This window comes from Clostridium sp. UBA2485, from assembly GCF_002341865.1.
GTDB lineage: Bacteria > Bacillota > Clostridia > Clostridiales > Clostridiaceae > Clostridium_J.
This window is the reverse complement of record NZ_DDOV01000092.1, coordinates 480-25,384: the sequence shown is the minus strand read 5'-3', so window position 1 is coordinate 25,384 and position 24,905 is coordinate 480. Positions and strand designations below refer to the sequence as shown.

General features: G+C 26.7%; 22 protein-coding genes and 1 other annotated feature. Of the genes, 14 read left to right on the top strand and 8 right to left on the bottom strand.

Translation table 11 applies throughout. From position 1 onward, the window contains the following. Positions 1-39 precede the first annotated feature (39 nt). Complete coding sequence (locus B3603_RS18565; RefSeq protein WP_291567674.1) at positions 40-558, bottom strand: L,D-transpeptidase; 519 nt, start codon at positions 556-558, stop codon at positions 40-42. A gap of 322 nt (positions 559-880) precedes the next feature. Here B3603_RS18565 and B3603_RS18560 point away from each other — a divergent pair, with 322 nt between their 5' ends. The 10 genes from B3603_RS18560 (at position 881) to B3603_RS18515 (ending at position 11,557) form a co-directional block, all read left to right on the top strand. Then, the gene (locus tag B3603_RS18560; protein WP_291567672.1) at positions 881-1,630 is read left to right on the top strand and encodes an ABC transporter ATP-binding protein; all 750 of its coding nucleotides are present in this window, start codon (positions 881-883) and stop codon (positions 1,628-1,630) included. Continuing rightward, positions 1,620-2,423 carry an ABC transporter permease gene (locus B3603_RS18555; protein ID WP_291567670.1) on the top strand — a complete coding sequence of 268 codons (804 nt, stop codon included), beginning with the start codon at positions 1,620-1,622 and terminating at the stop codon, positions 2,421-2,423. Before B3603_RS18560 ends, B3603_RS18555 begins: the two co-directional genes overlap by 11 nt. An 81-nt stretch (positions 2,424-2,504) precedes the next feature. Beyond that, on the top strand, positions 2,505-3,530 hold the full coding sequence (locus B3603_RS18550; protein WP_291567668.1) for an ABC transporter substrate-binding protein: 1,026 nt from the start codon (positions 2,505-2,507) through the stop codon (positions 3,528-3,530). A 1,336-nt stretch (positions 3,531-4,866) separates the two neighbouring features. After that, positions 4,867-5,418 carry a sigma-70 family RNA polymerase sigma factor gene (locus B3603_RS18545; protein ID WP_291567666.1) on the top strand — a complete coding sequence of 184 codons (552 nt, stop codon included), beginning with the start codon at positions 4,867-4,869 and terminating at the stop codon, positions 5,416-5,418. Positions 5,419-5,436: 18 nt separating this feature from the next. Then, the gene (locus B3603_RS18540; RefSeq protein WP_291567665.1) at positions 5,437-6,468 is read left to right on the top strand and encodes a DUF4179 domain-containing protein; all 1,032 of its coding nucleotides are present in this window, start codon (positions 5,437-5,439) and stop codon (positions 6,466-6,468) included. Positions 6,469-6,609: 141 nt separating this feature from the next. Continuing rightward, positions 6,610-6,838 (top strand) — a binding site (T-box leader). A gap of 125 nt (positions 6,839-6,963) precedes the next feature. Beyond that, a complete protein-coding gene (gltX, locus tag B3603_RS18535) occupies positions 6,964-8,622 on the top strand; it encodes a glutamate--tRNA ligase (RefSeq protein WP_291567664.1) in 1,659 nt (552 codons plus the stop codon). Positions 8,623-8,761: 139 nt separating this feature from the next. Beyond that, positions 8,762-9,322 carry a class I SAM-dependent methyltransferase gene (locus B3603_RS18530; protein WP_291567662.1) on the top strand — a complete coding sequence of 187 codons (561 nt, stop codon included), beginning with the start codon at positions 8,762-8,764 and terminating at the stop codon, positions 9,320-9,322. Between the two features lie 15 nt (positions 9,323-9,337). Then, entirely contained in the window at positions 9,338-10,021 is a 684-nt protein-coding gene (locus B3603_RS18525; protein WP_291567660.1) for a response regulator transcription factor, read from the top strand. Continuing rightward, positions 10,018-11,088 (top strand): sensor histidine kinase, encoded by a 1,071-nt coding sequence (locus B3603_RS18520; protein ID WP_291567658.1) that lies wholly within the window; start codon positions 10,018-10,020, stop codon positions 11,086-11,088. The genes B3603_RS18525 and B3603_RS18520 overlap by 4 nt, the downstream gene beginning before the upstream one ends. Positions 11,089-11,311: 223 nt before the next feature. After that, positions 11,312-11,557, top strand: coding sequence for a hypothetical protein (locus B3603_RS18515; RefSeq protein ID WP_291567655.1), 246 nt, complete (start codon positions 11,312-11,314; stop codon positions 11,555-11,557). Between the two features lie 25 nt (positions 11,558-11,582). On the opposite strand, the gene B3603_RS18510 is transcribed toward B3603_RS18515, so the two are convergent. Both B3603_RS18510 and B3603_RS18505 read right to left on the bottom strand, forming a co-directional pair. Continuing rightward, a complete protein-coding gene (locus tag B3603_RS18510; RefSeq protein WP_291567653.1) occupies positions 11,583-13,238 on the bottom strand; it encodes a glutamine--tRNA ligase/YqeY domain fusion protein in 1,656 nt (551 codons plus the stop codon). A gap of 956 nt (positions 13,239-14,194) precedes the next feature. Further along, complete coding sequence (locus B3603_RS18505) at positions 14,195-14,635, bottom strand: helix-turn-helix domain-containing protein (protein ID WP_291567651.1); 441 nt, start codon at positions 14,633-14,635, stop codon at positions 14,195-14,197. Positions 14,636-14,853: 218 nt separating this feature from the next. On the opposite strand from B3603_RS18505, the gene B3603_RS18500 reads away from it, so the two are divergent. Further along, entirely contained in the window at positions 14,854-14,982 is a 129-nt protein-coding gene (locus B3603_RS18500; RefSeq protein WP_257788843.1) for a hypothetical protein, read from the top strand. 172 nt (positions 14,983-15,154) lie between these two features. Further along, a complete protein-coding gene (locus B3603_RS18495) occupies positions 15,155-16,846 on the top strand; it encodes a flavin monoamine oxidase family protein (RefSeq protein ID WP_291567645.1) in 1,692 nt (563 codons plus the stop codon). Between the two features lie 474 nt (positions 16,847-17,320). Here the strand turns inward: B3603_RS18495 and B3603_RS18490 are convergent, their stop codons facing one another. The 4 genes from B3603_RS18490 to B3603_RS18475 all read right to left on the bottom strand — a co-directional run bounded on the left by B3603_RS18490 (position 17,321) and on the right by B3603_RS18475 (position 20,763). Further along, the gene (locus B3603_RS18490; RefSeq protein ID WP_291567643.1) at positions 17,321-17,659 is read right to left on the bottom strand and encodes a DUF1622 domain-containing protein; all 339 of its coding nucleotides are present in this window, start codon (positions 17,657-17,659) and stop codon (positions 17,321-17,323) included. Between the two features lie 171 nt (positions 17,660-17,830). Continuing rightward, positions 17,831-18,955: a sensor histidine kinase gene (locus tag B3603_RS18485; RefSeq protein WP_291567641.1), complete on the bottom strand. Its 1,125-nt coding sequence runs from the start codon at positions 18,953-18,955 to the stop codon at positions 17,831-17,833. After that, positions 18,933-19,643: a response regulator transcription factor gene (locus tag B3603_RS18480; protein ID WP_291567639.1), complete on the bottom strand. Its 711-nt coding sequence runs from the start codon at positions 19,641-19,643 to the stop codon at positions 18,933-18,935. Before B3603_RS18480 ends, B3603_RS18485 begins: the two co-directional genes overlap by 23 nt. Before the next feature lie 451 nt (positions 19,644-20,094). Then, positions 20,095-20,763, bottom strand: a complete 669-nt coding sequence (locus B3603_RS18475; protein WP_291567637.1) for a M15 family metallopeptidase — start codon at positions 20,761-20,763, stop codon at positions 20,095-20,097. Positions 20,764-21,219: 456 nt separating this feature from the next. Between B3603_RS18475 and B3603_RS18470 the strand changes: the two genes are divergently transcribed. Further along, positions 21,220-21,375, top strand: coding sequence for a hypothetical protein (locus B3603_RS18470; RefSeq protein ID WP_291567635.1), 156 nt, complete (start codon positions 21,220-21,222; stop codon positions 21,373-21,375). 118 nt (positions 21,376-21,493) lie between these two features. On the opposite strand, the gene B3603_RS18465 is transcribed toward B3603_RS18470, so the two are convergent. Continuing rightward, positions 21,494-22,663, bottom strand: coding sequence for a dicarboxylate/amino acid:cation symporter (locus B3603_RS18465; protein ID WP_291567633.1), 1,170 nt, complete (start codon positions 22,661-22,663; stop codon positions 21,494-21,496). A 445-nt stretch (positions 22,664-23,108) separates the two neighbouring features. Between B3603_RS18465 and B3603_RS18460 the strand changes: the two genes are divergently transcribed. Continuing rightward, positions 23,109-24,671, top strand: a complete 1,563-nt coding sequence (locus B3603_RS18460; protein ID WP_291567631.1) for a GTP pyrophosphokinase — start codon at positions 23,109-23,111, stop codon at positions 24,669-24,671. Positions 24,672-24,905: the final 234 nt, after the last annotated feature.

Below are 24,905 nucleotides of genomic sequence, written 5' to 3'. Positions count from 1 at the left end.
CATGCATCTTTTAATTTATATATCTTTATTTAATGGTTATTAGGATATATGAATAGCCGTGCCTTCTGGTATATTATCATATATCCACTTAGCATTTTCTAGAGCTAAACGTACACATCCGTTAGAAATAGCTATTCCAAGTCTTCCATCTCGTATAGATCCATCAAGGTTATATAAAATTGAGTGAAAGAGGTAATTACCTTTTATTTGTGTGTAATATCTAGCTATATATCCATGACTAGCACCAAAAGAAAGTCCTTTAATTCCAACAGTGAAATTTCCTTTAGGGGTAGGGGTAGATGGCTTTCCAATTGAACATAAGTAACTTTTGATAAGTTTCCAATTATTTTTTGAACCTTGAAATATATTTACTTTAAAATTTTTAGTATCCACCCAAATGAAATAATTAGTGCTACTAGCAAAATTATTTTTATTTACAAAATCTGTAGCTGTAGATATATAGTTAGGATCTTTTCTCAAAGCATCATTTAGGGCTGTTACTTTATACTTAATTAGACGATAAGGTCTACGTAATAAGTTTTTTAGTGTATCTTTCATTATCTTCTCCTATAAAATACTAACTTAGGCATCTGAAATAAAATAATAAACCAAAGATGTTAGTATATTTTATATCAGACAAGGCATCAGGTTCTGCTCATAGTGGTGCTATGGGCAGGTTCTGATAACACAGTATGATGTAAAATAGGCGAACATACTGGTCTATTATTTTTTTGAAGATGCCTTACTTATATTATATAAAGAATGTAGTAAATATTTCATATTATGTTATAGCAAATTATGTCATTTTTAATAATATAGTATAAGGATAATTACGCAAATTTTATTTATTTGCCCAAGTATTGTATTGGGAGGTGGGTTAATGTCGGCTATTGTAAAAGTTAATAATGTTAATATGAGCTTTTATACTTTAGAAGGAGAGCTTCAAGTTCTTAAGGATTTAAATTTTTCCGTAGAAGAGGGTAAAATTTTAGCCCTTTTAGGTCCTTCTGGTTGTGGTAAATCTACAATGCTAAATATTTTGAGCAATCTTTTAAAACCAACTTCTGGAGAAGTTCAGATCAATGGTAAGATTGGTTATATGTTTCAAAGAGATCATCTTTTAGAGTGGAGAACTATAATGGACAATATAACTATTGGTCTTGAAATACAAAAAAAACTTAATGATGAAGCTAGAAAAAAAATAGAAAATCTTTTAAAAGTTTATGGGCTTTGGGATTTTAGAAATAGGTATCCAAAAGAGCTATCCGGTGGAATGAGGCAAAGAGTTGCGTTGATTAGAACTCTTTCTGTTGATCCAGATATTTTACTTTTAGATGAAGCTTTTTCAGCATTAGATTATCAAACTAGACTTTTAGTTAGTGACGATATTTATAAAATTATAAAAAATGAGAAAAAAACCACTATACTTGTTACTCACGATATATCTGAAGCTATATCAATGGCTGATTTTGTGGTAGTTTTATCAAAAAGGCCATCAACTATAAAAGGCATATATGATATTAACCTTACAGTTAATGAAGAAAAAACTCCTTTATCTGCACGGAAGGCGCCAGAATTTAAGGATTATTTTAATCTTTTATGGAAGGAGTTAGATATTTATGAAAAATAATTCTTTAACCCCATATGAAAATTTTTTAAGGAAAAGAAAAAGAGAAAAACGAGTGATTTTATTTTGGCAAATATTTATTCTTGTATTACTTTTAGGATTATGGGAAATTTTGGCGAGAGTTAATGTTATAGATACTTTTCTATTTAGTAAGCCATCAGATATACATGTACTATTCATGGACTATATGAGGAATGGAGAATTATTTAAACATATAGGCATATCTGTATGGGAAACTGTATTAGGATTTACTATAGGCACGATTTTAGGAATTTTAATAGCTATAATGCTTTGGTGGTCTAAAACTGCTTCTAAAATTCTAGATCCTTATTTGGTTGTTTTAAATGCTCTACCTAAAACTGCACTAGCTCCAATTCTTATTGTTTGGGCAGGAGCAGGAATTAAGGGAATAGTTGTAATAGCAATAACAATATCAGTAGTTACAACAATTTTATCTGCATACAACTATTTTGTAAATGCAGATGAAGAAAAGATTAAAATGCTGCAAAGCTTTGGTGCTACTAAAGGACAAATCCTAAGAAAATTTATACTTCCTTCAAATATAGGTAACATCATAAATATAGTAAAGATAAATATAGGTATGTCTTGGGTAGGGGTTATTGTTGGTGAATTTTTAGTATCTAGATATGGTATAGGCTATTTAATAGTATACGGTGGACAAGTGTTTAAATTAGATTTAGTTATGATGGGTGTTGTTGTTTTAGCAATTTGTGCATTAGTTATGTACCAAATTGTTAATGTGATAGAAAAGCTTTATAGGGAAAAAAGAAATTGAGGTAATTCTCAAACTTAGAAATAGGAAAAAATAAATAATAAGATATTTCTTATATAAAAATTTTATTGTGGTGGTGAATTTATGAGCAAAATAAAAAAAATAGCATCAATTTTAGCTTGCTTATCAGTAGTTGCTGTAATTTTAGGTGGCTGTTCTAAAAAGGATGATTTGGTTAAGATAAAAGTTGCAGAAGTTACTCACTCTATATTCTATGCTCCTCAATATGTAGCCATTAATGAAGGATTCTTTAAAGATGAGGGGTTAAACGTAGAGCTTATAGCAGCTCAAGGAGCAGATAAGACTATGGCTGCCCTTGTTTCAGAAGAGGTACAAATAGGACTTATGGGACCAGAGGCTTCAATTTATGTTCATAATAAAGGAAGTAAAAACTATGCTATAAACTTTGCTCAAGTTACTAAAAGAGATGGAAGTTTTTTAGTTGCTAGGGAAGCCCATGAGAATTTTAAAATGGATGACTTAAAAGGAAAAGAACTACTTGGTGGAAGAAAAGGCGGTATGCCTGAAATGAGCTTAGAATATGCAATAAAGAACGCAGGGCTAACTATAGGTGAAAATGTTAAAGCAGGAGAAGTGAATGTAAGAACAGATATACAATTTAATGTAATGGGAGGAGCATTTAGTGCAGGAGAAGCAGATTATGTAACCTTATTTGAGCCATTGGCTACAGCTATGGAAAAACAAGATAAAGGTTATATAGTAGCATCTGTAGGAGAATTATCAGGAGAAATTCCATTTACAGCATATTCTGCAACCAACACATATATGGAAAAGAATCCTGAGATAATTCAAAAGTTCACAAATGCTTTATATAAAGGACAGTTATATGTTCAAAATCACAGCTCTGAAGATATAGCTAAATCCATACAACCATTTTTTACTGATATTAAGATGGAAGATTTAATAGTAGTAATTGAAAGATACAAGAAAATAGACGCTTGGTGTGAAAATCCAATGCTAAAAGAAGAAAGTTTAAATAGATTAATGGATGTAATGGAACTTGCAGGAGAACTGGATAAAAGAGCACCATATGATAAAATAGTTACTACTAAATATGCAGAAGAAGCTATAAAAAATATTGTAAAATAAATTTATTTAGAGAAATCTCCTTGTGTTTTACATAGGGGGATTTTTTAATCTTTTTCAATAATTTTAGGTATAATTAAGTTTCTGAAGTTTAAAATAGCAACCATCATAAAAAATAATCTAAAAACAATCATAAGAATGAATGTTTTCATTTGTTTATTTTTTGCTTAATCATTTAAGTATTAAAAATAAATAGCAAGAATATTTCCAATTTACAATATTTTGAATAAGGTATATAATTATATTGTAAAAACATACAAATTAGTATTAATATATATTTTTTTGTTATTAATGGAATGGTGGTATATATGTTTTCAAATGAAAATCCTAAATATAAAAGTAAATATCGTAAATTTATTATATTATTTATTATTGTTCAGCTTTTAATAGGATCAATAAAACAACATTTTCACCCAGAGGATAGTATTAGATTTTACTTCGATATTGAAAATATAATAGCTACATTTTTGTTAATCATTTTATATTTTATGGAAGTAAGGCAACAAAGAAAATTCAATATCCAAAATAAGAATTTGATTCAAAAAGATTGTACAAAGCGACAATTTTCATTCAGTATATTAATAGATATTTTTATTTTAGCAAGTCTACTTTATAATATTTATAAAGTATTTTCTATTTTTATTTAATGATAAATAAAATGAATAAATTTTAAAAAATATCTAGGTGGCTTTATAGCTTAGGGTGTATAGAAATCTGAAAGGATTAGTTTATTATGAACAATAAATTCTTATATGAATTACAAGAAGATATTTTAAATGAAAAATCACTTTATATATTATATGAATTTGTTTTTATTTTATCTTTTTTTATTACAGTTGAAAATATAAGACTATTTCTTGATGTATTTAGAGTTATTATATCTGGAATAGCACTAGTATTTTTAATTTTAATTTATTTTAAATGTAAAGACTCTAGAAATCAAAAGGAGAATAAAAAAATTATTAATTATATAATTTTTTTTATTGTGTTAAGCTTTGTATGTATATGCGCTTTTATAAAAAATTTAATATAAAAAATTAAGGTTATATTTTAAAATAGTGCTGAAATCATATAAATATTTACTTGAATAAAAATAAGATTTTAACTATCTTACTAGCACTTGTTATAAGAAATTAAGGATTAATAATCAAGAAAAATTTTATTATGGAAGTTAAAACCATATATAAGTTTTTAAAGTTATATATATAAAATGGTACTGAAGAAATTCAGCACCATTTTTAATTTTTAAAAGAATAATTATAAAAAAATTATTATTGATAGAAAATCTCTAAAAGAAACGACAGTATAAGTATAAGAGCTCTTATTAAGGAGGATATATATGAGAATAAACGATGAAAATGTTGTAAGACATTTGAGAGGTAAAAATGAAAAAGCGCTGCATTATGTTATAGATAGATATGGTGGTGTCGTAAAAGCTATAGTAAAAAAGCATCTATATAATTTGGAGCAGATGCAAGAAGAGTGCATAGATGATGTATTTCTTGCAGTTTGGAATAATATAGATCAGTTTTCAGGTGAAAAAACCTCTCTTAAAAATTGGATTGCAGTTATATCAAGGTATAAATCTATAGATTATAAAAGAAAATATTTAAAGCTTTTACAAGAGGAAAATATTGAGAAGATGGGTTTAAAAAGTCCCTTAACTGCAGATGGTTACCTTATGGAGAAGGAACTCAGTTATGAAGTGGATACCTTACTTAATAATTTAAAAAAGGAAGATAAGGAACTTTTCATTAGTTATTATATTGATGATAAAGGAATAGAGGATATAGCTAAAGAAACTGGAGTTAAGAAATCCTCCATATATAATAAACTGTCAAGGGGAAGAAAGAAACTTAAAAGCATTAACCTAGGTAGTGAATTTGAATAAATTTTATGAGGTGAGAATATGAAAGATAAGTTTGAAATGATGAATGATATGGTTGTAGATTTAAGTGAATATGAAGTATATGAGCTAAATGATATAGAAAAAAAACAAATAAAGAAAAGATTAAAGGCTAAGATTAAAAATAGAAATAGAAATAGTAAGAAGAAAATAGCCGTCATTGTTATAGCATTAGGACTTAGTTATATTGGAATTGTGAGTAACATTAGTGTTTTAGCAGATATACCTATAATAGGAAGCGTCATAGAAGAGTATGTGAATTCTAAAGGGAAATCTTTAGAAGACTATAAAACAATTGTAGGTGAAACAGAAGTAGATAGTGGAATTACGGTAAAGCTTAATGAAGTAGTATTAGATGCAGGACAACTTATAATTAGCAGTACATTTAAATCAAATGGAGTAAATCTAGATGATGTACATGTATCGCCAACAGTTTATATCAATGGAAGTGAGATTAGTAAAAATGGAAGTGGTTCTAATAAGAAGATTGATGATAATACGTATAATATGTTTACAGCTAGACACTTAGAAGATATAGAAATGAAAGATAATCTTGATATAAAAATAGTTTATGAAAATATTCAAGTTAGCACAATGCTAGGCAAATATAAGCATTTACCTGGAAAGTGGAGCTTTGAAATTAGTTCTTCTCCAGAAAAGCTTATTTCAGACATGAAAACTATAGCAATAAATAAAGAATTTAAATTGGATAATGGACAAGAAATAAAAGTAGAAAATTTAATAATTACCCCAATATCAACAAAGTTAGATTATAAAATGACAAAAGAGAATAAAGATGATATAACCTTTAAGTACGATGTACTGTTTAAGGTGGAAGATGAAAATGGTAATGAGTTCAAATTTATATCTGGGACAACTGCAGTTGAAAATAGTCATTTGAGGTTTGAAACTTTAGATGATAATATAAAAAAACTTAAGGTAACACCCTATGTTATATCTGGTCAAGAAGGAAAGAAAAAGACAGATTATTATAAGGTTTTATATAATGAAGCTTTTTATATAGAAATAAAATAATTATATTAAAAATATTGACTTAATACTAAAAGTAGGGGAATACTAACAAATATAGGTTTACAAAAATAATTTTCAAAGATATAATTAAACAAGGCATCTAACTAGAGTTATTTTTTAAGATGCCTGAAAGTAAAATTAAATAGTTTTGCGTTGAAGGAGAAGAGTACATAGATGTAGATTTTAAAGAGAGCTAAGGATGGTGGAAACTTGGTAAATTAAGCTATGGAAGGAAGCTCTGGAGCTATTAGTTGAAAGAAATTTTTTGAGTAAACTAATGGGATTCTTCCCTTAAAGAGAAATGAGTGGGTTAAATTACTGATAAATTAGCCAATATAGGTGGTACCACGGAAGTATGTCTTTCGTCCTAAGTTTTAGGATGAAGGACTTTTTTATTTAATTCACAATTGTGAATTGTGAATTGAGTCAAGTTGTGAATTATATAATTTAAAAATTATTAAGTTTAAATTAAGTATATAGAAAGATAAGGTGAATAATATGAATTATGAAAATTTAGCAGAACTTCTTTTTCCTACTATTGATAAAACACCACAATATTATATTGAAAAGTATCCAGCTAGAAACCTTAAAGAAGGAGCATGCGTTACAAGATATGCACCTAGTCCAACAGGTTTCCAACATATAGGTGGAGTATTCTCAGCACTTATTGATGAGAGAATAGCAACTCAAAGTGAAGGTATTTTTTACTTAAGAATTGAAGATACTGATCAAAAGAGAGAAGTAGAAGGTGCTATTGTTGATACCATTTCAACTATGAAAAGTTTTGGTCTTAATTTTAATGAAGGTATGATTGATGAAACTAATGATATAGGAAACTACGGTCCTTATAAACAAAGTTTAAGAGGAGAAATATATAAAACTTTTGCTAAGGATTTAGTTAAAAGAGGATATGGTTATCCATGTTTTTGTTCAGAAGAAGAAATTAATGCTATAAGAGAAGAACAAACATCTATCAAAGCCAACCCAGGATATTATGGAAAATGGGCAAAATGTAGAGATTTAAGCTTTGAAGAAATTAAGGAAAAAATTGAAAAGGGAGAAAAATTTATTTTAAGATTAAAATCTCCAGGAAACATTGAAAATAGAGTGGAAATTCAAGATTTAATTAAGGGTAATATATCTTTCCCAGAAAATGATCAAGATATAGTTATAATAAAATCTGATGGACTTCCAACTTATCATTTTGCTCATGCTGTAGATGATGGATTAATGAGAACTACTCATGTTATTAGAGGAGAAGAATGGTTATCATCACTTCCAACGCATGTTCAGCTATTTGATATTGTTGGATTTGATAAACCTAAATATTGTCATACACCAACTATAATGAAGCTTGATGGAAACTCTAAGAGAAAATTAAGTAAGAGAAAAGATCCAGAAAGTGCTGTTAGTTATTATAGTGAAGAAGGATATCCAATGGTTTCAGTGGTTGAATATCTATTAAACATCATTAACTCAAACTTTGAAGTATGGAGAGAAGAAAATCCTTTTACAGATTATAAAGAGTTCCCAGTAGAATTAGGAAAAATGAGCAAAAGTGGTGCACTATTTGATATCATAAAATTAAATGATGTAAGTAAGAATGTTATTTGCAGATTAAAAGCACCTGTAGTTTATGATTACTATATAAATTGGGCTAAAGAATATGATAAAGAGATGTATGATTTAATAATTACTAATGAAGAAATGGCTAAAGAAATCTTTAACATAGATAAAGAAGGTCCAAAACCAAGAAAAGACTTTGGAAAATGGAAAGATGTAAGAGAGAAAATTTTCTTCTTCTTTGATAAATTATTTGAGGAAGATGCTATAGAAAATATAGAGTTTCCAAAGAATGTTGAACTAGAAGAAGCTAAAAGGGTTATAGAGGCTTATAGTAAAGCTTATAATTTCAACACAGATAAAGATACTTGGTTTGAAGATCTTAAAGCTGTAGCTGTAGAATTAGGCTATGCTACAGATAGAAAGAGCTTTAAGAAGGAACCAGAAGCTTATAAAGGTATGGTTTCAGATGTAGCTGGAGTGGTTAGAGCTGCTTTAACTCATAGAGCTAATACGCCAGATTTATATACTATAATGCAAATTATGGGTGAAGATTTAGTTAGAAGTAGATTTAATAAATTTTTAAATCTTTAATAAATAAGAAAAGTCGTGAGAAATTCACGACTTTTCTTATTTTATATCAAATCTTAAGAAATCTTAATACTTTTTTAAGCTGTATCTTAAGATTTATATTTTATACTACTCTCATATGAAAAATAGGGGGTATTATAAAGTGGAATTAAGCAATTTTATAAAACAATATTTGAAAAATCCCAAAACAGTAGGTGCTGTAGCTCCAAGTTCAGAAAAATTAGCATATAAAATGATAGAAGATATTAACTTTTTAAATGCTTCTTGTATTATTGAATATGGTCCTGGTACAGGAGTTTTTACGGAAAAAATATTGAATAAAAAGAAGGATAGCACTATATTTATAGCTATAGAGTATAATAAGGATTTCTATGAAATATTAAAAGATAAATTTAAAGAAGAAAATAATTTTATACTTGTGAATGATTCAGCAGAAAACTTAAAAGAATATATTCATAAATATAATATTGATAAGATAGATTATGTAATATCAGGTATTCCATTTACTAGTTTACCAGATTCTATGGGTCATAAAATATTATCTGCTACAAAAGAAATACTTGGAACTAAAGGAGAGTTTATAACTTTTCAGTATACTTTGCTTAAAATGAAACTTTTTAAAGATTATTTTAGAAATATTAAAAGAAAAAGAGTGTTTTTAAATCTTCCACCTGCTCACGTTTTAAAATGTAAAAATAAATAAAATGGAGTGATTGATTTGAATGAAAAGGTGCTGATAGTTGATGATGATAATGAAATTAGAAATGTTGTATCCATATATCTTAAAAATGAAGGATATGAAGTGTTACAGGCTGAAAATGGGTATAAAGCTCTAGAGATTATAAAAGCAGAGTCTATAGACTTAGTATTATTAGATATAATGATGCCTAAAATTAATGGGATAGAAGTTTGTAATGAAATAAGAAAAAATTATGTTATGCCCATAATTTTTTTATCTGCTAAAGACGCAGAAATTGATAAAATATTAGGATTATCTTCAGGAGCAGAAGACTATATTACTAAGCCTTTTAGTACAGTAGAACTTATTGCAAGAGTTAAATCACAACTTAGAAGGTATAAGAGATATAATCAAACAGATAAGAATGAGAAAATAATTGAAATAGGAAATTTAAAGATAAATTCTGATACAAGGCAAGTTTTTGTAGGGAATAGAGAAGTATCACTTACTTCAAAAGAATTTGATATTTTAGAGCTTCTTGTTAGAAATAAAGGGATAATTATGAGCATTCCTAGAATCTATGAAACTGTATGGAAGGAAGAATTCTTTAAATCTGATAATACAGTAATGGTTCATATAACAAATATAAGGCAGAAAATTGAGGAAGATCCGAAAAATCCAATATATATTAAGACTGTGTGGGGAGTGGGGTATAAGATGTGAAGAACTTTATTAAGAGTAAATTAAGCATAAAACTTTTGATTGTTGTAATTATTAGTTTTATTATAGCTGTATTTAGTGCCGAAATTTTTTCAAGAAATACCTTTTATCCTTACATTACTAATAATAGAGAAAATATAGATGCATCTATGTTCAATTTTATTGCATCAATGATATTTCTAGAAGGTATGCTAACTTTTATTATTGTTTTTTATTTAATTATTAATAAAAAGATAAACTATATTAAGTATATATCTGAAAAAGTAGGAGAAATAGCAAAAGGGAATATAGGATATACTATTGATGTTAAAGGAAATGATGAAATTGCTGAGCTTTGTAATAGTATAAACATAATGTCTTTAGAACTTAAAGAAAAATTTGATAGTGAACGAGAGAATGAAAGAATAAAGAATGATTTAATAATAAATGTTTCTCATGATTTGAGAACTCCGCTCACATCTATTATAGGTTATCTTGAAATTATAAAAGATAAAAAATATAAAGATGAGAAATCAATGGAAGAGTATATAAAATCTGCTTATAATACTTCAATAAAAATGAAAAAATTAGTTAATGAACTATTTGAATATACAAAGCTTTATAATCCTGATTTTAAATTAAGAAAAGTTGATGTAGACTTATCATCATTAATTAATCAAATTGTAGGAGAATATATACCAATATTTGAACAGAATAATTTAATATTAGAGCAAAAAATTGAAGATATAGAACTTAAAGTTAATATAGATGTAGATCAATTTATGAGAGTTTTAGATAATTTTCTAACTAATGCTTTAAAATATGCCTATAAGCCTTCAAAGGTTTTAATAGAAGCAAATAAAGTAGAAAACAAAGTTAAAATAATAGTAAAGAACAAAGGAGATAATATATCAGAAGATGAGATAAATAAAATATTTGATAAGTTCTACAAGATTGATAAATCAAGAAAGGACAGTTTAAATGGTAGTGGCATAGGACTTTCTATAGCAAAAAAAATTATGGAGCTTCATGAGGGAAAAATATGGGCAGAATGTAAAGACAATATTATAAGTTTTAGTATAATAATTTAGATGGTTAATAGTTTAAAAGACTTGCTTATGGTAGGTCTTATTTTTATGTATTTATAGAATAAGTATCAATAATTGTAAATTGTTCATTGTGAATTTAATACTTCTAATTAAAGTACCAAAAATAATATTTATTTTGATATATAGATAAGCATTATGCTATACATAGTAAGTTTTAATTAATTCATTTATTTCATATATAAAATAATATTAAGGAGTGAAATTAATGGATATATTACAATTACTTATGCTATTAATACCAATAGATGAATGTATAAGAACTAAAAAGTTAAGAAAATTAATATATGTACCTATAATGTTATATTTCTTCATAGGAATACCGTTCTTAGAATTTGTTACTGAAGACAAAACTATTCTTTTAATATATTCAGTTATAGGATGTTTAATTACTTTTTTATTTGGATATTTAGATATATATAAGTTTGAAGCAATACAAACAAAAAAGCAGTAGAAAATTACTTTCTACTGCTTTTCGATTATTTTAATTTGAATGAACTTTTTAATGAAACAATTCTATTAAACACTATTTCATCACCTGTAGAATATTTAGAATCTACATTAAAGTAACCATGTCTAAATAATTGATATTTATCTTGCGGTTTAGTTCCCTTAACACTTGGTTCAATGAAACCTTTAAGTATTTCTAAAGAATTTGGATTGATTTGCTCTAAGAAATGTTTATCTTCTCCATCTTCATCATCAAGTATTAGTGGTTCATATAATCTAAACTCAGCTGGAATACTGTGTTTAGCATCTACCCAGTGAATTGTTCCTTTAACTTTTCTTCCAGTGAATCCAGTACCACTTTTAGTTTCTGGATCATAAGTACAGCGAATTTCTACAACGTTTCCATCTTCGTCTTTGATAACTTCATTACATTTTACAAAATAAGCACCTTTTAATCTTACTTCGTTTCCAGGGAATAACCTAAAGTATTTTTTTGGTGGTTCTTCCATGAAGTCTTCCTGTTCTATGTATAATTCTCTTGAAAACGGTACTTTTCTAGTTCCTGCATTCTCATCATCAGGGTTATTTTCGATATCTAACATCTCTATTTCATTTTCTGGATAGTTAGTTATAACTAATTTTAATGGTCTTAACACAGCCATAGCTCTTGGAGCTTTTGGGTTTAAGTCTTCTCTTATGAAGTACTCAAGCATTTGAGCATCTACAGTAGAGTTAGCTTTAGCAACACTTATAGCTCTACAGAAGTTTCTTATAGCCTCTGGCGTATATCCTCTTCTTCTTAAACCAGCTACTGTTGGCATTCTTGGATCATCCCATCCATCAACTACATGTTCATCAACTAACATTTTAAGTTTTCTTTTACTCATAACTGTATTAGTTATATTTAATCTTGCAAACTCAATTTGTTGAGGAACAGACTCCATTTCACATTCTCTAACAAACCAATCATAAAGTGGTCTATGATCTTCAAATTCTAAAGTACAAATAGAATGAGTTATGCCTTCAATAGCATCTTCAAGTGGATGAGCAAAGTCATACATTGGATAAATACACCATTTATCGCCAGTATTATGATGAGTAGAGTGAGAAATTCTATAGATAATTGGATCTCTCATATTGATATTTGGAGAAGACATGTCTATTTTAGCTCTTAATACTTTTTCACCGTCTTTAAATTCTCCACTTTTCATTTTTTCAAACAAGCCTAGATTTTCTTCAACAGTTCTATTTCTGTGAGGACTCTCTTTTCCTGGCTCTGTCAATGTACCTCTATATTCTCTAATTTGCTCTGGATTTAAGTCGCAAACATAAGCTTTACCTTTTTTAATTAAAACAACTGCTCTATTATACATTTCTTCAAAATAATTAGAAGCAAAATGAAGATTATCCCAGTCAAAGCCGAGCCATTTAACATCTTCTTTTATAGATTCTACATACTCAGTATCTTCTTTTATAGGATTAGTATCATCGAATCTTAAGTTAGTTTTTCCTTTAAATTCGTCAGCTAGCTCAAAGTTTAAAACTATTGATTTAGCATGACCAATATGTAGGTAGCCGTTTGGTTCAGGTGGGAAACGAGTTATTATTTCCTTATGCTTACCACTTTTTAAATCTTCAATTACTATGTTTTTTATGAAGTTAGATGAATTAAATTCGTTTGACATAATGCATACCTCTCTTGTTAAATTATTTAAGCATCTGAAAGAAAATAACAAGGTAAAGATGTTAGTCTATTTTATCTCATATGCCTTATATCAGATAAGTCGTTAGGTTCTGTTATAGTAGTAATATAGGCAGAACCAAACAACGCAGTATGATACAAAATAGGCTAACATACTATCTCATTATTTTTTTAAAGATGTCTAAAACAAACATAGTTAATAATTATTGATATCTCTACTATATTTATTTACATTTACCTTTAATCATAAACCAATTATGGAAAAAAATAAAGACTTTACTTACTTATTTGCAGATTTATGAAATATCATATAGGATTTCGTAATGAAAATTTAACTTATGCATGNNATTTCCATAACAAAAATTCTTTTCTATGGATGAAAAATTAAGAATGAAATATGAAGAATTATGGTTAAAACTACACAGCCAAAGCCTTTCGAGTTTTCTTAAAATAGATTTTATTTTAAGAAATTCACCTTTAGTGAATTTTTCCTAAATTCTTCATTCTTAATTGTTAATCCTTAATTTTCAAGAGTTTAAGCTGCTTTTATATAAAATTTACTTTCCATAATATATTTAAAGTTTTCATATTATATACTTATAGGTTATTATAGTTTTCCTTATTAAATTTTTCTTATTATCTTTTTCTTATTCCTAGCTACTTAGTGTCTTATAATAAAAGTACTTAATGTCATGATCAATATTATCTTTGACGTATTTAATGCGACAAAATATATTCATTCTTTCTTAAAATAAAGAACTCTATTGAGAAACAGGATAATTTATAACTTTTAAAAAAATATACTGCAAGGGTATAGTAAATCTTAATAAAATTTTATTAAATAAGTAGTTTTCAAAAAATACAAAAAGACCTATTCAAAATAGGTTTAAAAAATAGTTTTTTCCATGTAAGATTTATATCAATAGAAAAAATATTAAATCATTTATACAGGTTGAAGTTACTAAATTCTATTTCTCCAAGAAGCATTTTTTCTAAGGAATCAAAATTATAATTTCTGCTAGGTATCTTATTCCAAATACTTTCTTTCTTAGTTTTGATATTTTTGCTTTTAATATTTTTGTTCTTTTTAAAAAGTGAATTTTTTTGATGTTCTATTGGGTCTACTTTTAAAGTTATTGTATAAAGATTTGAAGTACTTCCTCTTCTTTGCTTTTTTATAATTCCTGCAGCTATCAACTCATTTAAGTATCTTTGAATAGTTCTTACAGATTTTCTTAAAATATTAGCTAAATAGTTTTGAGAAGGGAAACATTGAAGCTTGTCTCCATAGCACATACTTTGAAGTAAGAAATGAAGTTTAAAAGCCCCATCAGAGATATTATAATTTAAAACTTTATTATCAATTTTAGTATATGACATAGCCATTCCTCCTAAAATATATAATTCCAGTAAGTAAATATGCAATTAAGAAGAAATTTTATAAAATATTTTCAGAAAAATAGCTAATGTATTGGTATATCTATAAGTGATTGGAATTCAATAAAAAGCAAAACTTTAAATGATAAGTTAAAGAATAAATTCTATTATTAAAGGAAAAAATAATAATAAATAAATTTTTTATATGAAGGAGAATTTTTATGAGTCATAGAGAGCCAAAAAAAGCTAAAAAGACTAATAAAGAATATACTAAAAATGAAAAACCAGAAATGATTAAAAGTGGAGATATGAAAAAACAAAAAAGAGGAGGCTCTATTGATTTAGAATAATATTTTCTGAAAACTTGGAGCAGAATGAAAAAGCATTATAGATTATTAAAATTATTTAATAAAAAATCGTGATTAAACATCACGATTTTTTTATTATTCCTCTATATTTTAGTAATACTTTATTAATTCATTAATATTATATTAATGTAATAAATTTTAAGAGGTAATATTAATGGCTGTAGAAATGCTTAAATTACATCCAAGCAATCCTACAAATGAGCAAAGACATGAGATGGTTAAAGAATCATTAAATGAAGCTGGAAGACCAGAGGATTTTTATAATGTAATTAACTTATTAAGTCCTCCACCGGATATTACAAACTATGCTCCACCATTATCCTTAAAAGGGATGAAGATAGGAATTATAGGTGGAGGTGCTGCAGGATTAAGTTCTGCTTTCGAATTAAGAAAATTGGGTGCAGATATAACCATTTATGAAGCATTAAAAGATAGAATTGGTGGAAGAATCTATACTTATTATTTTGATAAGGCTAAAAAATTATATGGGGAACTTGGGGCGATGAGAGTACCAGCATCCCATGAAACTACATGGCACTATATAAATTTATTTAATCTAAAAACTAATCCTTTTATTCAAAATAACCCTATGGGGTTTTTACTTGTTAGAAACAGAAGAACAAGAAATACCAGTGAAAATATAGAGAAATATATCTATCCTTTATTTCCTTTAAGAAAATGGGAAAGAGATACACCTTGGGATGAGCTATATAATTATGGAATGATTTCTTCTATGAATAATCTAACTCCTGAAGAGAGAACAGACATTTTAAAGATACTTCCTAGGTACAACTTACCATATGAATATTTAGATAACCTTAGTATCCGTCAAGTATTGCAAAAGAATAAATTAAGTCAAGGTGCTATAGAGTTAATAGCTGGAATTGATGTTTTAACATCACCGTTATTTAACGCTTCTTATAATGAATTAATGCAGGAAAATTACCCAGTAACTTTTACTTATTTATACCAAATTGATGGCGGTATGGTTAATCTCCCACTTGCATTCCATAGGAGCTTAACTTGTGAAGAACCAATAGAATATGAAAATATACCTCAATATATGCTAGGAACATGTAAATGGAAATCAGGTTGTGTAGTAACTGGAATATATAAAACTAGTAATAAACATGAAAGAGTATCTATTGAATATAAGGATACGGACAATAATAGAAACTATATGGAAACTTTTGATTATGTAATATGTGCTATTCCTTTCAGTACTTTAAGGGAAGTGGATATAGCTCCAGTATTTAGCACCAGAAAAATGCAAGCTATTAAAGAATTTACTTATGAAGACTCCCTTAAAACTTATTTTTACTGCAAAAGACGTTTTTGGGAAGATGACGAATATTATGGTGGTATATTAGGGGGAGCATCGTATACTGATGAAGCAATTCAAGCAATTGTTTATCCTTCTGATCATGCAGTTAGACAGGTTTATTGCCCAGAAGAACCAGGAATATTATTAGCTTCGTATAGTTTATCTTTAGATTCTATTCGTGTAGCAGGTATGAAAGAGGAAGCAAAAATTGAATTGACTAAAAGGCAAGTAGAAAAGGTACATGGACTTCCTGCTGGCTATTTAGATAATATAGTAAAAGAGTATAAAAGTGTTAACTGGAATACAGAGCCATATTTTAGAGGTGCTTTTGCTGTAAATTCACCAGGACAGAAACAATTATTTACCTATGATATTTTACAACCAGAGTACAATGGAAGAATATTTTTTGCGGGAGAACATGCTTCTACTAACCATGCATGGATACAAGGTGCTCTTTATAGTGGTAAGTTTACAGCTAATAATTTAGCAAAATATGCTATGAGTCATAAAAAGCAATGTTAACAAATATATTTTTATTTCCACTAATCCATCATTTTATTTTATAGGAAATTATAAAAAGTTAAATCTGTGGATAACTTTAAACAACACACAACCTTAAATAATGCACAATTCACAATTAAGGAGGAAATTATTTTTCGGAAAAATAATTTCTTTAATGTACTTTTGACTAGCAATGCAATTGCTAGTTTTTTAGATATCTAATAATTCAATAATATATGGCGAACACTGTTTGCCGCTACAAAATCAATTTTAAATTTCTCAGTGACAACTGAGAAATGTCCATAATTGTGAACTGTGAATTAGAAAAAGGAGTTCAATGAACTCTTTTTTCATGAATCTGTTATCTTTCATATAAAAAAAGATAGCAGGTTTAGTTATATAGATAAAATAGCAAAAAACTTACTAACTTTCTAAAGGTTAATAGGTTTTTAGTTTTAACAAAATTTTTTAAAAAATATTTTAAACTTCATTATTTTATTGTTCAGCATGATGAGCTTTATCAAACTTAATTTCCCAATGAATAACAAAGGTTAATATTGCTCTTAATAAAATTATTGCAGCTAAAATGTACATTTCATCAAGGGTTCTTATAAGTACAGTTTTTAATATCTCACCTGCTAATTTAAATTCCAAAGCAAGTGCTAAAGCTTCAGCAAAATCTACTTTTATTAAATTAGTACTTGGATTAAATAAGCTTTTTATATACTGATAAAATCCCTTAAGTGCAGAAATTACCACTATAATAATTCCTATTAATTCTAAAAAATGAATAATATAAGGAAGTATTAAGTTAATAAGATGTTCTAGACTCACTTTAATCATCCTCCTATGATTGTATACATGGTTAAGGGTAATATATTCCACCAACCAATAGGAAAATCCTTTATTCTACAAAATATATTAAATAATATAGTGATTTATTCAATATATTTAAGATTTTTTACATTAGCTAACAAATAAGTATAAACTTTATATCTATTATAGTTAATCTGTCAAATCTAATAGTGGTAATTTTACTTCAAATGTGGTTTTTCCTTCATCACTATATGCAGTTATTTTTCCATTATGTAATTGGATGATATTTTTTGTTATAGCTAAACCAAGTCCTGATCCACCAGTTTCTTCTGATCTAGATTTTTCCACTCTATAAAAACGTTCAAAAATATGTGGTAAATCAAGCACAGGTATAGGGTCACCATAGTTAATTACTTTTATAACCGCAGTATTATCTTCTTTACTTGTAACAATATCAATATATTTGCTATGTTTACCATAAGTTATACCATTGGAAATCAAATTTTCAAATGCTCTCACCAATTTATCTCCATCACCAAGAACTATAAGTCTATCCTCTGAAAAAAATAGCCTTTCTTCCATATTAGCATTTTCAAGTTGAAAACGAAATTGTACAATTAATTGGTTTAATAACTCCACAATATTAATTGGATTTTTACTAATTTTAACGCCACCATTTCCTATTCGGGTAAGTTCAAATAGGTCATTGATTAAAAGATTTAATCTTTTAGATTTTTCATAGGCAATATTTACATAATACCGTAATTGAACTTCATCCCTATAACGGTCTTCTTCAATTACTCCAAGATATCCAATGATTGATGTCAAAGGAGTACGTAAATCATGAGAAACATTTGTTATTAATTCGTTCTTAGATTGTTCTGCTATACGTTCATCTACTGAATTATTTAATCGTTCAATAATAATGTTCATATTTTTAGCAGTTTCACCTAATGTATTTTTTGCTTCTATAGTAAGCTTTTCATTAGACTTTTCTTTAGCAACAAGATCTATAGCATTAGTGATCTGAATAAAATGCTTTACTTTTTTATGAGTAAATAAAAATAAGATTAATATAAAAATAAAAAACCACAATATATAGGATACAAAACGTAATTTGCTCAAAGGAATATAAGTTGATACCCTTACTGGAAGCTTTAGAAATCGCCATATGATTGGCTCATATCCAGAATCAATAAGAATGGGATAGAACATATCCTTAAGAATAATTAAAATTAAGTAAGAGAGAAACATACTTAGAATAACTACAGATATATATTTTGCTTGAAGTTTATAGATAGTGCTTTTTTTCAATTTTATAACCTACTCCCCAAATTGTATGAATTATTTTTTCTCCACCCATAGCTTTTTCTAACTTATCTCTAAGCTTACTTATATGAACCATAACTGTATTGTTAGATTGATAATATTTTTCTTTCCATACCCGTTCAAATATCTCTTCAGCACCAAAAACTCTTCCAGGGTGGCTTGCTAAAAGGTGCAAAATTTCAAATTCAGTAGAAGTTAAAGTTATATTTATGTCATCTACAAGCACTGAATGAGTGGATTTTTTTATAACTAGTGAGCCAATTCTAATAATATCTTCATCTTGTGAATTCATCATATTTTCATTAAAATAATAAGCTCTTCTCAATAGAGTTTTTACTCTTACAGTTACTTCTAATGGATTAAAAGGCTTAACCATATAATCATCAGCACCGGTGATTAATCCAGTAATTTTATCTGTATCTTCATTTTTGGCACTTAACATAAGAATAGGTATATTTAATGTCGTCCTAATTTGTTTACATACTTCTATGCCATTCAGTTCAGGCATCATTATATCTAAAATAACAAGTTGTATATTGGTATTTTTAATTATTTTTAATGCTTCTACGCCATTGTAGGCTTTAAATATTTTATATCCTTCATTTTTAAGGTAAATTTCTAGTAAATTTACAATTTCATGATCATCGTCTACAATAAGTATATTTTTGTCCATAAAATCCTCCTATATTGATTTATCTAAAGCTAGAATATATTGTTAGTAAAAAGTAGCTTAAGAAATTAGTTGGTAAAGAATTAACTTCAACTATAATTGTATATAGTTCATTGTTAATTCCTAATTATTTAAAGTAGTTGTTTTGAGATGCGCGTACATCTATAGATGTATACAACACTATTATAGGATAATTTTATATAAACACATATACTATTGATAAACTACTTTAAAAATTAATTTATAGCTTAATATGATTACAATATTATATATTTTAATTCACAATGTACAGTTTACAATTTACAATTGTGGATATTTCTCGGTAAAATCTGAGAATTTTAAAATTATTTATTTTTGAAGTGACAAATCATTTCTTATAAAGAACTAGCAAGATATTACTAGTAAAAATTAATTTTAACATAGATTCATAACTATTAATTCTAGATAAAATCAATTATTTATTTAAATATTCTTCTAAAGTAATGCCTTGTGTCGTTATAATTTCAGCTACTTCTTTTCCAACGTATCTTATATGCCATGGTTCATAACTATATCCTGTTATATCTTCTTTACCTTTAGGATATCTTATTATGAATCCAAATTTATAACAATTATCCTTTAACCAAATTCCTTCAGCAGTAGTTTCAAAACTTGTACTAAAATCTTTATTGGTTATGTCCATAGACAATCCTGTGTTATGTTCACTATATCCAGGTTTAGCAACAAAGCTATCTGCCAATTCTTCTCCTTGACGTTTTACTCTTTCTTCATAGGTATCCTTTTGAGTTTTATAAGAACGATAACCAGACAGTGCATATAAATTTATTCCTTCATTTCCTGCTGCTTTAAATAATTTTTCTAAAGCCTCACCAGCTTCTTTTCTCATTAGCTTTTCTTCTTTTGTAATATTTGAAAAAAATCTTACATTAGGTTTTATTAAATCTTTAGGCTTATAATTTTTACCTAACGAATTTTCTCTATTTACCAATACTAAAATATTATCGGAATTTTTTTCAGCACTTACTTCACTTGAAATGTTTGGTTTATTTGCTGCTTTAACCATTCCAACAACGCCTAAAACTATAATTATTATATATAATACTCCTCTAAATAATTTTTTCAAAACTATTCCTCCTTAAATTAGATAATTTTTATTTAGCACTAATAGCAATATTTAAGATTATTTCTTAAAAATAACTTTAAATATTTGGCTAAAGGCTAATATACTTTGATTTTAAGAAAAATAGTTTAAAAAAATTATAATAAAACCTTAAGAATTCTTAAGATTCAGCATTTAAACAAATTGAAAATTGACGATTGACAATGGACAATTATTGATACTTCTCTTTTGTAAGAGAAGTTTTAAATTGATTTCTTTTTGAAGTTACACAGTAACTGGGTATAAAAAATTAGCAATTATATTGCTAGTAAAAAATTTATTTAAAGAAATTAATAGATGATTAATCCTAGTTTTTCTAATATAATAATTTATATGTATTAAAAGTATTCTAGTGAAATTTTAAAAAATTAAATGTATTTATTACTTTAAAATCTTAGTAAGATAATAGGAGAACAGTGTATGACAAGTAAGAATATTGAAATGATGAAAAAAATTATTGAAGAAAAGAAAAATAATAGTTCAAAACAAAATGGTATGCAAAGGGCAGAAAAATCAATGGGACAACTAAGAAAGGGAAAAAGCAGTAAAAAAACTGGTGGATTATTTGATAAATAGAATATTAATTGATATTTTATTGATAATATTAAAATAAAAAAGCATTAAGTTTAAATAAAAACTTAATGCTTTTTATATATAAATTTAAGAAAATAATTATTTCTAATGGTTATACACTTTATTTAGCATAATTTTTCTTTTCAGCAATTCCAGAAAGCATAAGAGCTAAAGCGCCATCACCGGTTATATTACATGCTGTTCCAAAACTATCTTGTAGAGCAAATATTGTTAATATAAGAGCTGTTCCTGCCTCACTAAATCCAAGAACACTTATTATTAATCCAAGAGATGCCATTACGGTTCCACCAGGAACTCCAGGAGCCCCTATAGCAAACACACCAAGTAAAAGAATAAATAGTATCATAGATGAAACAGAAGGTAACTGTCCATAAAGTATTTGTGATACTGTCATAACAAAGAATACTTCAGTTAATACTGAACCACAAAGATGAATATTTGCACATAATGGAATTGCAAAATCCACGATATCCTCTCTTAACACATCAGATTTTTTAGCTGATTTTAAAGCCACTGGTAAAGTAGCTGCTGAGGACATAGTTCCAACAGCTGTTAAATATGCAGGTCCATAATTTTTAAGTACTTGCCATGGATTTTTTCCTGATATAAGACCAGCAATAAGATATAATACTGCAAGCCAAATAAAATGTCCAATTAAAACTATAACTATAACTTTTATAAATACCGGTAATTGCGTTGTTATAGAACCTTCATAAGCTAAAGTAGCAAATGTAGATGCTATAAATAAGGGAAGTATAGGAATGACAATTCTATTTACTATGCTTAAAACTATACCTTGAAATTGATCAAGTAATTTTTCAAATAAATCAGCCTTAGTCCAAGCTGTTGCAAGTCCAATCAATATTGAAAGTACTAAAGCACTCATTACTGACATAATTGGATCTATATCTAATTTAAATATTAGTTTAGGAAGTTCTTTCAATCCTTCAGTAACGGGAGTTATAGATAATTTCGGAATTAAAACATATCCCAAAAATGATGAAAATGCCGCTGCTCCAACAGATGATAGATATGCTAATAATACTGCAAATCCTAATAATTTTGATGCATTACTTTTAAGCTTTGCTATTGATGGAGCAATAAATCCTATTATAATTAGTGGCACAACAAAGAATATTATTTGCCCTAATATATATTTTAGGGTAACAACAACGTGTATAAAATTAGCTGGAGAATTAAGTCCAACTAAAAGGCCTATTATAACGGCAAGAATTAGCTTAAATATTAAGCTGTTAAATAATTTTTTCATAAATAAGTCCTCCTATATAATTTAATTATAAAATATAAAAAGCTCTTTCTTTATATATAAAGATAAAAGCTGTTCTTAAACTATATTAATATAATAATTATACTAATTCAAAAAAATTACAATTATAGTTAATTATATTATAAAATCTGTAGTATTTAAATATAAATTTGTATTTGCTATAGAAATTATAATAGTGATTATTAATTTTAAATGTTTTACCTATAACTCAAATATAGAAAATTTATAATTATAAAAGTGACTATTTCAAAAGATATAGTCACTTTTAATTTTGGGGATATAAGATTGTTATTAAAGAGAAGGTTATAACATTGTATGTGTACTTTAAAAATTAAAATAGGATTTTTTATTAAGTTTAAACTTTAAATACTTTTATGGTAAACTTGTAATATGAAAAATATTGGTTACAAAACTCAGGAGGATGGTTATGGAATTAAAGATGTTTCAATTTATTGATGATTCTATTATATATTTTAAAGATATAGAAACTCATTTAGATACCTTATGTGAAGATATAGAGTGTTATTTTGAAGAAATGTTAATGGAAGAAGATCAAGGGGTTTTAAATATTAATTCTAGAGTAAAATCTATTAGTAGTCTAAAGGAAAAGATTATTAGAAATAATTATTATAAAAAATATAGTACTGTAGAAGAATTTTTTTCTAACCTTTCAGATTTAATAGGAATTAGAATTGAATGTAGATTTATTGAGGATGAAGATAAAATATACAAGGTAATTAAAACACATTTTACGGAAATAGATGAAGAAGGGTATTATTATAATTCATCGAAGAAAAATATAAAATTAAAATTATCAGATAAACAACCTCAAGAGCAGAAAAATGGATTTAAGATATTTAGAATAGATGGTTTCTATGAATATAATGATAAAAAATTCAATTTTGAACTTCAAATTAAATCTTTAGTTAATATATTCTGGGGTGAAATAGAACATAAAATAATATATAAAAATAATAATTATATGTTAGTTGATGAGTTTTATAAAAATATAATGGGAGCAATTAAGAAAAATCTTTCTATGATAGATAATCAGCTTTTACTCATATATGATCAAGTAAATAAATTTAATGCTATTGATCCAACAGTTAGGAAATCTCAATTAGAAACTGTACTGTCTAAAATAATCTATGATATATTTTCTACACAAATGAAAAAGAGTATAGGGCTAATTGTAGATTTTAAAAAGTCCTGTGATGCCATAGTAAAATACATATTTAGAACTAATAATGCAGAAGATTTAGAGGACTATAATGAAACTTTATTAAAAACTTTATCTAGATTAAATGCCATAGGAAAAGATGATATGAATTTTAATTCTCAAATAGAATTTGAAAGAGAAGTAGAATTTAAAGATGAATTCTGTAATACTGTTGGCAGTGCAATATTAAAGTCAATCAATACTGACTTTCAGTGGAATTTGTTTTTTAGAATGTTATTTCAAATAGAATTAGGAAATAACTCAGAGGATTTTGAAAGTTTTATAATGTACTTTAAAAATATATTTTTAAAAAATATCAGTTTTTCAAAGTTAAATTTTCTATTTAATGAGGAGCAATCGGAGAATATAAAAAATTCTATAATAAAACAACTGTCTATATGTTTTATAGAGATAGATTCTATTACATTTATATATGAAGAAAATATAGAAAAAATTAATCATGAAATAAATAATATTATAAAAGATATATTTACTAATATAAATACTTACGATCAGTGGGAAGATAATAAAGATATTTATTTAACACTGTTCAATTTAAAGATACTTTCCATATTTGATTATAAAATTAAAACTGTAAAGGTTAAAAGTTTTATAGAAAGAATTAAAGTTTCATCTACTACTAACATTCAAATAAGTGAAAGTATTTTAAAATATGTTGATAAATTAGAATTGGTAACAGAAATATCAGCGAAAGATGCATTAAAGCTAATAAAAATAAACAATATTAGTGAAGGGATTAAGAAATTTTAAATTATATAAATATCACTAGAGAAAACAGAAAACTGTAAATTGTGAACTCCACCTTAGAGAAGCTTTTAAAAATCTATCTTCTTAAAAAAGGTGGAGTTTTATATTAGAAGCAATACATCTATAGATAAACTACTCTAAAAATTAATGTATATCTGAATATAGCTTAACACTCTGATATGTTAATTCACGACCTTAAAAAATTGACAATTGATAATGGAGAATTGACAATTATTG

What these genes read in the sequence shown, in the direction of transcription:
- B3603_RS18515 (WP_291567655.1), top strand. Translation starts at nt 11,312, where the DNA reads ATGGATATATTACAATTACTTATGCTATTAATACCAATAGATGAATGT.
- gltX (WP_291567664.1), top strand. Translation starts at nt 6,964, where the DNA reads ATGAATTATGAAAATTTAGCAGAACTTCTTTTTCCTACTATTGATAAA.
- B3603_RS18460 (WP_291567631.1), top strand. Translation starts at nt 23,109, where the DNA reads ATGGAATTAAAGATGTTTCAATTTATTGATGATTCTATTATATATTTT.
- B3603_RS18505 (WP_291567651.1), bottom strand. Translation starts at nt 14,635, where the DNA reads ATGTCATATACTAAAATTGATAATAAAGTTTTAAATTATAATATCTCT.
- B3603_RS18545 (WP_291567666.1), top strand. Translation starts at nt 4,867, where the DNA reads ATGAGAATAAACGATGAAAATGTTGTAAGACATTTGAGAGGTAAAAAT.
- B3603_RS18550 (WP_291567668.1), top strand. Translation starts at nt 2,505, where the DNA reads ATGAGCAAAATAAAAAAAATAGCATCAATTTTAGCTTGCTTATCAGTA.
- B3603_RS18495 (WP_291567645.1), top strand. Translation starts at nt 15,155, where the DNA reads ATGGCTGTAGAAATGCTTAAATTACATCCAAGCAATCCTACAAATGAG.
- B3603_RS18470 (WP_291567635.1), top strand. Translation starts at nt 21,220, where the DNA reads ATGACAAGTAAGAATATTGAAATGATGAAAAAAATTATTGAAGAAAAG.
- B3603_RS18540 (WP_291567665.1), top strand. Translation starts at nt 5,437, where the DNA reads ATGAAAGATAAGTTTGAAATGATGAATGATATGGTTGTAGATTTAAGT.
- B3603_RS18565 (WP_291567674.1), bottom strand. Translation starts at nt 558, where the DNA reads ATGAAAGATACACTAAAAAACTTATTACGTAGACCTTATCGTCTAATT.
- B3603_RS18560 (WP_291567672.1), top strand. Translation starts at nt 881, where the DNA reads ATGTCGGCTATTGTAAAAGTTAATAATGTTAATATGAGCTTTTATACT.
- B3603_RS18500 (WP_257788843.1), top strand. Translation starts at nt 14,854, where the DNA reads ATGAGTCATAGAGAGCCAAAAAAAGCTAAAAAGACTAATAAAGAATAT.
- B3603_RS18555 (WP_291567670.1), top strand. Translation starts at nt 1,620, where the DNA reads ATGAAAAATAATTCTTTAACCCCATATGAAAATTTTTTAAGGAAAAGA.
- B3603_RS18465 (WP_291567633.1), bottom strand. Translation starts at nt 22,663, where the DNA reads ATGAAAAAATTATTTAACAGCTTAATATTTAAGCTAATTCTTGCCGTT.
- B3603_RS18480 (WP_291567639.1), bottom strand. Translation starts at nt 19,643, where the DNA reads ATGGACAAAAATATACTTATTGTAGACGATGATCATGAAATTGTAAAT.
- B3603_RS18510 (WP_291567653.1), bottom strand. Translation starts at nt 13,238, where the DNA reads ATGTCAAACGAATTTAATTCATCTAACTTCATAAAAAACATAGTAATT.